Origin of the sequence: Aestuariibaculum sp. YM273, assembly GCF_030908365.1 — a bacterium.
In the GTDB taxonomy this organism is placed as follows: domain Bacteria; phylum Bacteroidota; class Bacteroidia; order Flavobacteriales; family Flavobacteriaceae; genus Aestuariibaculum; species Aestuariibaculum marinum.
On record NZ_CP133090.1, the window covers coordinates 1,138,612 to 1,151,559 of the forward strand.

General features: G+C 36.3%; 9 protein-coding genes. 3 read left to right on the forward strand and 6 right to left on the reverse strand.

Annotated features, from left to right (window positions below):
- The 6 genes from ileS to panC all read right to left on the reverse strand — a co-directional run bounded on the left by ileS (position 1) and on the right by panC (position 8,235).
- Entirely contained in the window at positions 1 to 3,405 is a 3,405-nt protein-coding gene (gene ileS / locus RBH94_RS04805; protein WP_307883140.1) for an isoleucine--tRNA ligase, read from the reverse strand.
- 71 nt (positions 3,406 to 3,476) lie between these two features.
- The gene (gene radA / locus RBH94_RS04810; protein WP_307882612.1) at positions 3,477 to 4,835 is read right to left on the reverse strand and encodes a DNA repair protein RadA; all 1,359 of its coding nucleotides are present in this window, start codon (positions 4,833 to 4,835) and stop codon (positions 3,477 to 3,479) included.
- A complete protein-coding gene (locus tag RBH94_RS04815; protein WP_307882613.1) occupies positions 4,835 to 5,983 on the reverse strand; it encodes an alpha/beta hydrolase in 1,149 nt (382 codons plus the stop codon). Before RBH94_RS04815 ends, radA begins: the two co-directional genes overlap by 1 nt.
- Before the next feature lie 64 nt (positions 5,984 to 6,047).
- On the reverse strand, positions 6,048 to 7,007 hold the full coding sequence (locus tag RBH94_RS04820; RefSeq protein ID WP_307882614.1) for a lysylphosphatidylglycerol synthase transmembrane domain-containing protein: 960 nt from the start codon (positions 7,005 to 7,007) through the stop codon (positions 6,048 to 6,050).
- Positions 7,008 to 7,019: 12 nt separating this feature from the next.
- Positions 7,020 to 7,370 carry an aspartate 1-decarboxylase gene (gene panD / locus RBH94_RS04825; RefSeq protein ID WP_188222819.1) on the reverse strand — a complete coding sequence of 117 codons (351 nt, stop codon included), beginning with the start codon at positions 7,368 to 7,370 and terminating at the stop codon, positions 7,020 to 7,022.
- A gap of 13 nt (positions 7,371 to 7,383) precedes the next feature.
- Entirely contained in the window at positions 7,384 to 8,235 is an 852-nt protein-coding gene (gene panC / locus RBH94_RS04830) for a pantoate--beta-alanine ligase (RefSeq protein ID WP_307882615.1), read from the reverse strand.
- Between the two features lie 256 nt (positions 8,236 to 8,491).
- On the opposite strand from panC, the gene RBH94_RS04835 reads away from it, so the two are divergent.
- The 3 genes from RBH94_RS04835 to glmS are packed head-to-tail and all read left to right on the forward strand — an operon-like array spanning position 8,492 to position 12,875.
- A complete protein-coding gene (locus tag RBH94_RS04835; RefSeq protein WP_307882616.1) occupies positions 8,492 to 9,298 on the forward strand; it encodes a glycogen/starch synthase in 807 nt (268 codons plus the stop codon).
- A gap of 29 nt (positions 9,299 to 9,327) precedes the next feature.
- Positions 9,328 to 11,022 (forward strand): DUF4270 domain-containing protein, encoded by a 1,695-nt coding sequence (locus RBH94_RS04840; RefSeq protein ID WP_307882617.1) that lies wholly within the window; start codon positions 9,328 to 9,330, stop codon positions 11,020 to 11,022.
- A 5-nt stretch (positions 11,023 to 11,027) separates the two neighbouring features.
- A complete protein-coding gene (gene glmS, locus RBH94_RS04845; RefSeq protein ID WP_307882618.1) occupies positions 11,028 to 12,875 on the forward strand; it encodes a glutamine--fructose-6-phosphate transaminase (isomerizing) in 1,848 nt (615 codons plus the stop codon).
- Positions 12,876 to 12,948: the final 73 nt, after the last annotated feature.

A 12,948-nucleotide genomic window follows, 5' to 3' on the forward strand; every position in this document is an offset into this window, starting at 1 on the left:
TTAATGCTTTTGTATAAACAATTTGGTATTTACATCATCAAATACAACATCTATACCATTCTCTAATTCATCAATTATCTCGAGTTCATTAGCTAATGTTTCAGCTTTAATATATGCCATATTCGCACCTACAGCATTAGCAACTTGCTCGTCGTTCTGAAGGATTACGTCTATTCTGTCGGTAAGCTCGAAGCCTGAATCTTTTCTTAAGTTTTGAATACGATTTATAAGCTCTCTCGCAATACCCTCTTTTCTTAAGTCGTCGGTTATGGCAACATCCAGAGCAACTGTTAAAGCTCCTTCGTTTGCGACTAACCATCCTTCAATATCCTGAGATGTTATCTCTACATCTCCTCGCTCTAAAGTAATACTTTTTCCGTTGATATCTACGTCTAAAATACCATTTTGCTCGATTTTTTTGATATCATCTGCAGTAAAGTTATTAACTAACTGAGCCACAGCTTTCATGTCTTTTCCAAATCTAGGTCCTAACACTTTAAAGTTTGGTTTTATGTTTTTCACCAAAATATCTGATGCGTCTTCTAAAACTTCAACTTCTTTTACGTTAACCTCAGATTTTATAAGGTCTGCCACTGCTAAAATCTCATTTTTCTGTATTTCGTTATCGATAGGAATCATGATTTTTTGAAGCGGTTGGCGCACTTTTATCTTCTCTTTAGCTCTTAGTGAAAGCACTAAAGATGAGATCGTTTGCGCACTTTCCATCTTTCTTTCTAATGACTTATCAACAAACGATTCGTTGAATTTCGGGAAATCAGCTAAGTGAACACTGTCAAATTCTTCTTTCTTCGTTACCGAATTTAAATCTAAATACAAACGATCCATAAAGAAAGGAGCGATAGGAGCACCCAATTTAGCAATGGTTACCATACAGGTATATAACGTTTGGTATGCCGAAATCTTATCTTTTTGATAATCACCTTTCCAGAAACGTCTTCTGCTTAAACGCACAAACCAGTTACTTAAGTAATCTTGCGTAAAATCAGAGATGGCACGTGCCGCTCTTGTTGGCTCGTATTCAGCATAAAACTCATCCACCTTCTTAATTAAGGTATGTAATTCTGAAAGAATCCAACGGTCTATTTCCGGACGCTCATCTAATGGAATATCGGCTTCAGCATAAGTGAAGTTATCCAGATTGGTATAAAGTGTAAAGAACGAATACGTATTGTATAAGGTTCCGAAGAACTTACGTTTCACTTCCTCTACCCCATCCAGATCAAATTTTAAATTATCCCAAGGATTGGCATTACTGATCATGTACCAACGTGTCGTATCGGCACCATAATTTCCTAAAGTTTCAAAAGGATCGACAGCATTTCCAAGACGCTTAGACATTTTTTGTCCGTTCTTATCTAATACCAGACCATTAGATACTACATTTTTATACGCTACAGAATCAAATACCATGGTACCAATAGCATGAAGTGTATAGAACCAACCACGAGTTTGATCGACACCTTCAGCAATAAAGTCTGCCGGATAAGATGTTCCGTTATCAATTAATTCTTTATTTTCAAATGGATAATGCCACTGTGCATAAGGCATAGACCCGGAATCGAACCACACATCGATTAGATCGCTTTCGCGAAACATTTTCTGTCCTGATGGCGATACTAATACAATCTCATCAACGATATTTTTGTGTAAATCGATTTTATCGTAGTTGGCTTCCGAATTGTTTCCAACTTCAAAATCAGCAAAAATATCTTTTGCTAAGACACCAGCCTCAACAGCTTTTGCCATTTCAGCTTTTAATTCTTCAACAGATCCGATACAGATTTCTTCCTTACCATCTTCTGTTCTCCAGATTGGCAAAGGAATACCCCAATAACGTGAACGTGATAAATTCCAGTCGTTCGCATTGGCTAACCAGTTTCCAAAACGCCCTGTTCCCGTGGCTTTAGGTTTCCAGTTGATGGTATCGTTAAGCGCTACCATACGTTCTTTAACATCGGTAACCTTAATAAACCAAGAATCTAACGGGTAGTACAAAATTGGTTTATCAGTTCTCCAGCAGTTCGGGTAGCTATGTTTATATTTTTCAACCTTAAAGGCTTTATTTTCAATCTTTAACTGAATAGCGATTTCAACATCAACTGATTTTTCTGGTGCTTCACCTTCGTTATAGTACTCATTCTTCACGTATTTACCGGCATACTCTCCCATTTCTGGTCTAAATTTCCCTTGTAAATCTACTAATGGTACTAAGTTTCCGTTTTCATCTTTCACCAACATTGGCGGCACTTCAGGTGTTGCTTGTTTCGCCACCAAGGCATCATCGGCACCAAAAGTAGGCGCAGTATGCACAATACCCGTACCATCTTCAGTGGTTACGAAATCTCCGGAAATAACTCTAAACGCATTTTCAGGATTATCGTTTGGTAATGCATATGGTAATAATTGTTCGTAAGTGATGCCTACTAAGTCTTTACCAACAAACTCTTTTACGATGTAAAACGGTATTTTTTTATCACCTTCTTTGTAAGCAGCAACTTCTGACTGATCTTCAACTTGTTTGAATTTCCCCGAAAACTGATAGCTTACTAATTTCTTAGCTAACACCACTTTAATCGGGTCGAAGGTATACTGGTTATATGTTTCAACTAAAACATACTCAATTTTTGGACCAACAGTTAACGCGGTGTTACTTGGTAAGGTCCAAGGGGTTGTCGTCCAGGCCAGGAAGTGAATATCACCTTCGTTCTGTAAAAATTGAGGTAATGACTCCTGCTTCGTTTTAAACTGCGCTACAATGGTTGTATCGGTAACATCCTGATAGGTTCCAGGCTGATTCAACTCATGTGAGCTTAATCCTGTACCCGCTTTAGGCGAATACGGCTGAATGGTATACCCTTTGTACAACAAGTTTTTGCTGTAAATCTGCTTTAGCAACCACCAAACAGACTCCATGTATTTTGGCTTGTAGGTAATATACGGATCATCCATATCTACCCAATATCCCATCTTTTCTGTCAAGTCATTCCAAATATCGGTATAGCGCATTACAGCTTTACGACACGCTTCGTTATATTCTTCAACAGAAATAGTCTTACCAATATCTTCTTTAGTAATTCCTAACTCCTTTTCAACTCCTAACTCCACAGGAAGACCGTGTGTATCCCAACCCGCTTTACGTTTTACCTGATATCCTTTTTGCGTTTTATAACGGCAGAAAATATCTTTAATAGCACGAGCCATAACGTGGTGTATTCCTGGAAGACCATTTGCAGAAGGAGGTCCTTCGAAAAACACATAGGATTCGTTGTTTTCTCTGGTAGAAACACTCTTTTCAAAAATATTGTTTTCCTGCCAATAGTTAAGAATTTCTTCTGCTACTTTAGGCAAGTCAAGACCTTTATATTCAGGGAATTTAGCACTCATTTTATCAATTTTCATTTCGAGCAGCGAAATTAAGGAATTTTGATAAAATAGCGGTGCCGATTACAAGTAAATTAAACAATAAAACCGACCAAATCTTCTATTTTTGATATCATTTGAACTTTTATAGCCGTATTCTTGAGAGAAATCTTATTGTACTTAGACACGAAGATGGTTGAAAACCCCAATTTTTCAGCTTCTAAAATACGTTGCTCTACACGTTGAACGGGACGGATTTCTCCAGACAAACCTACTTCTGCTGCAAAACAAAAATCTTTTTCTAAAGCTACATCTTCGTTAGATGATAAAATAGATGCAACTACCGCCAAATCTATCGCCGGATCGTCTACGGTAATACCTCCAGTAATGTTTAAAAAGACGTCTTTTGCTCCCAATCTGAAACCTGCTCGCTTTTCTAAAACCGCCAGCAACATGTTCAATCGCTTGGCATTAAAACCGGTTGCGCTACGTTGTGGCGTACCATAAACTGCAGTACTAACCAGAGCTTGAACCTCAATCATTAACGGACGCATGCCTTCTAAAGTGGCAGCGACCGCATTCCCTGAAAGCTCTTCATCTTTTTTAGAAATTAAAATTTCGGAAGGATTGGTCACTTCTCGTAATCCAGAGCCCTGCATTTCGTAAATTCCAAGTTCGTTGGTTGAACCAAATCGGTTTTTATTTGCTCTTAAAATTCTGAAAATATGATTGCGATCACCTTCAAACTGAAGGACTGTATCAACCATATGTTCTAATATTTTTGGTCCGGCAATATTCCCATCTTTCGTAATATGACCAATTAAAATCACTGGTGTTGCCGTTTCTTTAGCAAATTTTATTAGCTCTGTAGTACACTCTTTAATTTGTGAAATACTTCCGGAAGATGACTCAATATAATCGCTATGCAAAGTTTGAATAGAATCAACAATAACCACATCAGGTTCTAAAGATTCAATTTGCTTAAAAATATTCTGAGTTTTCGTTTCCGTTAAAATATAACAATTGTTGTTATTCGGATTAATACGTTCGGCACGCATTTTAATTTGCTTTTGGCTTTCTTCACCAGAAACATAAAGTGTTTTATAAGGTAATTTTAATGAAATTTGAAGCAGCAAGGTACTTTTTCCTATTCCCGGCTCACCTCCTAAAAGCGTTAGCGATCCAGGAACAATACCACCACCTAAAACACGATTTAACTCCCCATCGAACGTATCTAAACGCGGTTCTTTTGATACATCAATATCTTTTACGCGTAAGGGTACAGCCGCCTTTTTTACAGCTGCTGTTGGTGATTTCCAATCGCTCTTTTCAGGTGTTTGAATCACCTCTTCAACAATAGTATTCCACTCCTTACAAGCATTACACTGCCCCTGCCATTTCGAATATTGCGACCCGCAACTCTGACAAAAAAATGTTGTCTTAACTTTTGCCATTAATACCCAAAATCTGTTTTAATTGCTTCTGCTTTCTCTACCATTAAATCTTTGGTAATGCCACCAATTTCATCTAAAATATATGCAGACTGATACGTTTTCATTGCCTTTTTTGCTTCTCCGGTTTCTTCATAAAAACGGGCCAAATAATAGTTTCCTAACAAAGTTTCAGGATACGCATCACGTGCTAAATCTCCTAATCGCTCATAATATTCAAAAGCCTCTTTCTTCTCAATCGCCGCGGCGATCGCCCTAAAATCATTTACTAAAATCGGTTTTTTAATTCCGAATAAATCGAAAATAGCCTGATACTTTTCCTCTAAGTAAGCTACTGGAGAGTCTTCTAATTTCAAAATTACGTCCTGATATTCCTGCTTACTAATAGGCTTATAGATACTAAAAATAGTTTCTATAGCATTTGGTAGCGAGTGCGCGGGAGCCGAGTAATGAGAAGGTCCTTCAAAACCCTGATATTTATACACCACATTGTCATTATTAACTGCAGCCATATCTTGATTTAATACCTTAGCCATATCTTTTACGGAGCCTATGTCGTTATTGGTATACGATAAATAATAAAATATTTTAGAAGGTGTTTTACTTAACTGTCCCGGAAGATAGGAAATCATTCCTGGCGCTAAAACGGGGCTAATAGCAATATATCCCTGAAATAAAGGCTGTGATTTTAACAAAAAGTAGTTTATAAAATTAGCTGTTTCACCATGACCTACAGCTACTTTAAAATTTCCGACGTTATAATTCTTTTCAATGTATGGAATCAATTCCATACCAACAAACTCGAAAAAACTTGCTCCGGTTTCAATAGGTAATGAATTTTGCTCAGAATACAAACAGTCATCGTAACGTTTTCCATACTGATTAACCCCAACCACAATAGCCCCTGGCATATCTTCCCAATAGGAGTAATAATCGGTATTTCCTGCTACAGCTTCAAATAAATAATCACCATCAAAAACAACAAACAATGGATAAGTTTTGTTTTTATCACTTCCGTATCCACGTGGTAACTGGATCTTTATTTCGCGGGTATCACCTAATCTTGAAGATTCAATTTTCTCGAATTTCACCTGAGCCTGGGTAACATTAAACGAAACCAAAAGCACTAAAACAGAAAGTATACATTTCATGGCTAGAAAATGATTTGAGATTTATTAAGGCAAGTTATGAAATAAACTACAACTATAAAACGGGTTAACCCTTGTTTTTTCGGTTGTAAATTGGCAAATAAATGAGAGAGAGGCCGCCAAAAATGATAATCATAAGGGTTTGAGACGCCCACATGATCCACCCAAAAGCAATACTTGGATCTTCTGCAATTCCAAACAATGAAAAGGCTGCGTACACAGCTAACGGATACGACCCAATACCGCCATTTGTGGCCGCTATACTAAAGCTTGCAGATATAAACCCTACTAAAATAACACCCAAAGACATGCCTTTTAAATCAGGAATTGCAAAGGACGTCACGTAAAACATAAGCACATACATAGCCCAGATAAACAAGGTATGAAAAATGAACGCCCACTTTTTTTTCATTTTAAAAATACTAAACAAACCTTCAACTAACCCCGAAATAAAGGTTCTTATTTTTTGAGCAAATTTAGAATCGCTTCGCTTTAAATAATTAAAAAACAGAAGCGCCCCGATAACCCCTACAATAGCCAAAACCCCAATTTTCAAAGGGTTTAATCGTTCAATAAAAAAGCCATAAATAAAATCGAATTGAAGAAAAAGGGTTGCAATTATAATTCCCATCATGACTATCAAATCAGCAATACGCTCAGCAACAATGGTTCCAAAACCTTTTTCGAACGGAACCTCTTCGTAATTTGAAAGAATAGAAGCCCGAGCAACCTCGCCTGCTCTAGGTATGGTATAATTGATTAAATAGGTAGCAAAAACGGCCATAAAGCTATTGGCGTAGCGAACATGATACCCCATAGGTTCTAACTGAAATCGCCAACGGTACGCTCGAGACATGTGACTTAGCAGTCCCAAAAACACACCAAAAACAATCCAACCATAATCAGATTCTTTTAGATATTGCCATATTTCACCTACTGAAACTTTAGACAACGAATACCAGACTAAAAACACTCCCAACAATAGAGGAAGTACGATTTTTAAGGCCTTGGTTATCTTCAGCTTCAAATAATTGAAAATTTATTTTAACAGATTTGTTGCTTCGTCTGGGAATACTAAAGAAGGCTTAAAGGTTTTAGCCTCTTCAAAATCCATTATGGCATAGGTAATAAGAATTAATGTATCTCCTACCGCTACTTTACGTGCTGCCGCACCGTTAAGAGTAATCTCTCCAGTATTACGAGGACCAGGAATACAATACGTTTCTAAACGCTCACCATTGTCGTTATTTACAATTTGAACTTTCTCACCTTGAATAATATTGGCAGCTTCCATTAAATCCTCATCAATAGTAATACTACCAATGTAATTAAGTTCCGCACCGGTACACTTAACTCTGTGAATCTTAGATTTTACGACTTGAATTTGCATGTGGCAAAGGTAATTAATTTAGAGCAATATTATCAATCAGTCTAATATCATCTGCATATACTGCAATAAACGCTCTGTATTGTTTATTATTTTCTTTTTCTGTAACGGTTTTAAGAGTTAAAACGTCGGCTATGATAAAATATTCCAATTCTAACAACTTCTGACTTTTAAACTCATTTTCAACCCATTGCGTTACTTCCTCAGCACTTTTTGTGCCAAAACTATATTTGGCAGCTGTTAAAGTTTTGTAAATAAAAGGTGCTGCTTCCAGGTATTCTGGTTTAAGACGTGTATTGCGAGAACTCATTGCCAAACCAGAATCTTCTCTATAAATATCGCACCCTACAATATTTACAGGTATATGATGCTTTTCTACCAGCTTTTTTACAATCTGTAACTGCTGAAAATCTTTCTCTCCAAAATAGGCGAAATTTGGTTTTACGATTTCGAATAACCGCTTTACAATGGTTCCTACGCCATTAAAGTGTCCGTCGCGAAAACGTCCTTCCATTTCATGCTCCAGACCATCATAATCGAAATGCTCTGCTTCTAGTTTTCCTTCATAAACATCTTCAACCGATGGGGCATAAACAACAATATTATCTTTACTAACACCTTCTAACAGTTGCACATCGTGCTCTAAAGTTCGTGGGTATTTTTGTAAATCGTCTTTATTATCGAACTGCGTTGGATTTACAAAAATACTAACAACAGCCATATCATTATCTTGTAATGCTTTTTCTACTAATGCCAAATGACCTTTATGCAAAGCCCCCATTGTTGGCACCAAGCCAACGGTTAAATTTTGGTCTTTAAAAGCACTTAATACTTTCGTAATTTGTTGTTTTTCTGAATAAACTTCCACAGTTCTATATAAATTAAGCGGGTGCAAACTTAAGATTTTACAGCCAATCTGCATAAATTTTTGTACTTTTGCGTGTTTTTTATTTTGAACTAAAAAAAGCAACGCCTTATTAAAACAAAGAAACTGTATTTCTAAAATCACAGAAATACCGCATTATTGTTGCATTAGGCCACGAAAAACAAACTAAAACAAACGTTATGTAGGTTAGCCCCTGTTTAACATCAATAAGTACTTATAAAGCAATAAATAAAAACACATGAAAGATAAGAGGATATTGTATGTATCATCTGAAGTAGTGCCTTATTTACCGGAAACCGAAATTTCTTCAATGTCTTTTGAAGCACCAAGATTAGTGAATCAGCAAGGTGGACAAATAAGGATTTTTATGCCCCGATACGGCAACATTAACGAGAGAAGACATCAATTACATGAAGTTATAAGACTTTCAGGTATCAACCTAGTAATTAACGACCTAGACATGCCGCTAATTATAAAAGTAGCATCGATACCAAAAGAGCGCATTCAGGTGTATTTTATTGATAACGACGAGTATTTTAAAAGAAAAGCCACGTTAACCGACGAAGATGGGAACTTATTTCCAGACAATGATGAGCGTGCTATCTTTTTCGCCAAAGGCGTTATCGAAACGGTAAAAAAATTAAACTGGTCTCCCGACATTATTCATGTTCACGGATGGTTGGCTTCATTACTTCCTGTATACCTTAAAGAATACTATAAAGATGAACCTTTATTTAATGAAAGTAAGATTGTTACTTCGGTTTACAGCCAAAGTTTTAACAATTCATTAAATGAAGATATGGTTAATAAAGTTAAATTTGACAATATTAACGAAGATGCCATTAAAGTTCTTGAAGAACCTTCGTATACAAATTTAATGAAAGTAGCTATAGATTATTCTGATGCTCTTATTATTGGGTCTGAAGATATCCCTGAAGATTTAAAAGCTTATGTAGAAGCATCTAAAAAACCTACTTTAGAATACAAACCTAAAGACGAATTTGGTCCGGCTTACACAACATTCTTTAACGAAAGTGTGTTATAAGTAAACCAAATATTCTTTTAAAATTATATATGAAAAAGACCATTAGTGCCCTTAAATTTTGTGCAGTTTGTTCAGTAATTATCTCTTCCTTTTTGGCTTGCGACAAGGAGTTTGCCTCTGTTGACAGTGACGTTTTAGGAGAAGACAACACAAATTTCCAAACCAATAAAGAGTCCTTACCTATACTAGCGTACAACAAAAAATTAAACGCGTTACAAATTGACGGATTAACATCTAACCTTCTTGGTGTTTTTAACGATCCTGCTTTTGGTCAAACTACAGCAAGTATAGTAACTCAGGTTACACCTTCTAGTTATAGTCCAAATTTTGGAGATGATACCGTTATCGATTCTGTAGTCATGACCATTCCTTATTTCAGTCGTGTTATCGGGTTGGATGACGAAGGTTTAAATGAATATACAATTGCAGATTCGTTATATGGAAATGACGAAGTCCCTATAAAATTAACGGTTTTTAAAAATGAATATTTCTTAAGAGATTTTGATCCTACTGCCCCATTAGGAGAGGCGCAGTACTACTACTCAAAAGCTGACGGAGAAATAAATGTTACCGATAATTTCGCATTAAACGGATCTTCAACCATTAATTTTGACGAGCATAAATACACCAATGATACCATATTAGAAATCGCTAATTTTATCCCTGATGCTAATAGAATTCCTTTAGTAACCAGAGATGAAAACAATGAAGTAACCTCGAGTACAAACATTGCACCTTCACTTCGAGTAAAATTAGATCACGATTTCTGGCAATCACATATTATAGATCAAGAAAATAACGATGTTCTAACAAGTGCCAGTGCTTTTCAAAACTATTTTAGAGGTTTGTATTTTAAAGCTGAAGCAACATCGGCCGATGGGCATATGCTTATGTTAAACTTAGGCTCTTCTGATGCTAATATTATTATTTACTACTCCTATTCAACAACAACAGGTACGGGCGAAAATGAAACTACCACAACTTCAAATAGCACCTACACCCTAAGTTTTTCAGGGAAGCGTTTAAATACATTCATAAATAATTATAATTTACAAACTTTAGCTGACGGAAACACAACCGAAGGTGATGGTAAATTATACTTAAAAGGAACCGAAGGTTCTATGGCTATTGTAGATTTATTCCCTACAGATGAAGATTTAAAATCATTTATAGACAACCATAGAGTGCTTCTTGAAAACGGAGAATACAAAAAAGACGAAAGAGGCAACTATATTTTACAACGTTTAATTAATGACGCCCAATTAATCGTTTATGAAGACCAAAGCATAAACACTGGAGGTGATGAAGATTTTCATAAATACGACCGTCTTTATGCTTACGACGTTAATAATAATATTCCTTTAACAGACTATGCATTAGACCCAATTTCTAATACAGCAGATCCTTTCAATTCTATTATTGTGCATTTAGGGCAACGTCGTGAAAATGATGAAAACGGACAAGCTAAATACAAAATCCGAATCACAGAGCACCTGAATAACATCTTATTAAGAGATTCTACAAACACAAAAGTTGGTTTAGTTTTATCGACTAACGTAAACTCAACCACTAATGCTAGAATATTAGATAGTGAAGATAGCGACGTTACTACTGTCCCTGCTGCTTCCATTATAACTCCAAGAGGAACCATTTTGCACGGAACAAATACAACTGTTCCTCAGAAAATGACATTAGAAGTATTTTTTACTGAACCTAAGGAATAAATTTTATGTGTGGAATTGTTGGATATATTGGCAAGCGTGAAGCCTACCCTATTATTATTGAAGGCTTAAAACGTCTTGAATATAGAGGTTACGATAGTGCCGGTATAGCACTTTATGATGGTGACAACCTAAAAATTTCTAAAACCAAAGGCAAAGTATCTGACCTAGAGGAACGTTGCCAAACCGAAAACAATAAAGCTGGAAATATAGGTATTGGTCATACCCGTTGGGCAACCCACGGAGTACCAAACGATGTTAATTCTCACCCTCATGTGTCCAACTCAGGTAATCTGGCGATTATCCATAACGGAATTATTGAAAATTACGAATCGCTTAAAAAAGAATTAATTTCAAGAGGCTATACGTTTAAATCTGATACAGACACCGAAGTTCTAATCAACCTTATTGAAGAAATTCAAATACAAGAAGATGTAAAACTTGGTAAAGCTGTTCAAATTGCATTAAATCAAGTTATCGGCGCTTACGCCATTGCGGTGTTCGACCAGAATAATCCGGACGAAATTGTTATTGCCCGTTTAGGAAGTCCATTAACAATTGGTGTTGGTGAAGAGGAATTCTTTATCGCCAGTGATGCATCTCCGTTTTTAGAATACACTAAAAATGCCATTTATCTGGAAGATGAAGAAATGGCAATTGTTAGATTACATCGTGAGATTAAAGTTAGAAAAATTAAAGACGACTCTTTAGTCGATCCATATATTCAAGAATTAAAATTAAATCTTGAGCAAATAGAAAAAGGCGGTTACGAGCATTTCATGTTAAAAGAAATACACGAACAGCCAAAAGCTATTACCGACACCTATCGCGGTCGGTTATTAAGAAATGAAGCCATCATTAAAATGGCTGGTGTTGAGGATAACATGAAGAAATTCCTTAATGCTAACCGAATTATAATCGTTGCTTGTGGAACCTCTTGGCACGCTGGTTTAGTTGCCGAATATATATTTGAAGACTTATCAAGAATTCCTGTCGAAGTTGAATATGCTTCGGAGTTCAGATACAGAAATCCCATTATAGACGAGAACGATATTGTCATTGCTATTTCACAATCTGGTGAAACAGCAGATACCTTAGCCGCTATAAAACTTGCAAAATCTAAAGGCGCTTTTGTTTTTGGCGTTTGCAATGTAGTAGGGTCTTCTATTGCGCGTGAAACCCACGCCGGTGCTTATACCCATGCCGGACCAGAAATTGGGGTAGCTTCAACCAAAGCCTTTACAACACAAATTACCGTGTTAACGCTTATGGCTTTAAGATTAGCTAGAGCTAAAGGAACCATTAGCAGTTCAGAATTCCGTCAACATTTATTGGAATTAGAAATGATTCCTAATAAAGTAGAAAAAGCCTTAGAAGCTGATGCTCATATTAGAGAAATTGCGGATTTATATAAAGATTCTCGTAACTGCTTATATCTAGGTCGTGGATACAATTTCCCGGTTGCCTTAGAAGGCGCATTAAAACTTAAGGAGATTTCATACATCCATGCTGAAGGTTACCCGGCAGCAGAGATGAAGCACGGACCAATTGCTTTGATTGACGAAAATATGCCAATTGTCGTTATCGCCACCAAAAAAGGACATTACGAAAAAGTAGTGAGTAACATTCAGGAGATTAAATCAAGAAAAGGAAAAATTATCGGAATTGTCACCGAAGGAGACGAACAAGTTAGAGAGCTTGCTGATCATGTGATTGAAGTTCCGGAAACCTTAGAATCGTTATCTCCATTATTAACGACTATTCCTCTTCAATTGTTATCATACCATATTGCCGTATTATTAGGTAAAAATGTAGATCAACCTAGAAACTTAGCAAAATCGGTTACTGTTGAATAGATAAAACAAGAATACATTATAAAAAGCGCCAAAGTTCAAAGTGAATTTTGGCGCTTTCTTTTTATCAGAACAA